General features: G+C 57.7%; 1 protein-coding gene. It reads left to right on the top strand.

Annotated elements, in window-relative coordinates:
• The coding region (locus tag BTA35_RS16700) for an MlaA family lipoprotein (protein ID WP_139363713.1) at positions 1 to 459 on the top strand (459 nt) is incomplete at both ends.

Raw genomic sequence — 459 nt, 5'->3', positions numbered from 1 at the left:
GATGAACCGCGTCGTGTTCAAGGTCAACGATACGATCGACAGCACGATTGCCGTGCCGATCGCAAAGGGATATCAAAAGATCACGCCGCACCCGTTGCGCACCGCGATCAGCAACTTCTTCTCCAATCTAGGCGATCTGAACAACATCGCGAACGAGTTGCTTCAGTTGAAAATCACCGACGCAACCGAAGATCTGATTCGCTTTGCGATGAACTCCACCTTCGGTATCGGCGGCCTCATCGACTTCGCGACCCCCGCCCGTCTCCCGAAGCACCATCAAGACTTCGGGCTGACGCTCGGACGATGGGGCGTTCCGTCGGGCCCGTATCTCGTGCTGCCGATCTTCGGACCGAGTTCGTTCCGGGACGGCGTCGGATTTGCCGTCGATACACGCTTCAGCCCACTGATCTACGTGCCGGTGGACGCGCAAAAGCCGATGTACGGATTGCAATTCGTCAG

Source organism: Oceanospirillum linum (genome assembly GCF_001995095.2).
GTDB classification, from domain to species: Bacteria; Pseudomonadota; Gammaproteobacteria; order Pseudomonadales; family Halomonadaceae; genus Oceanospirillum; species Oceanospirillum linum.
The sequence above is the reverse complement of the archived record's forward strand: the minus strand, read 5'-3'. Positions and strand labels throughout refer to the sequence as shown.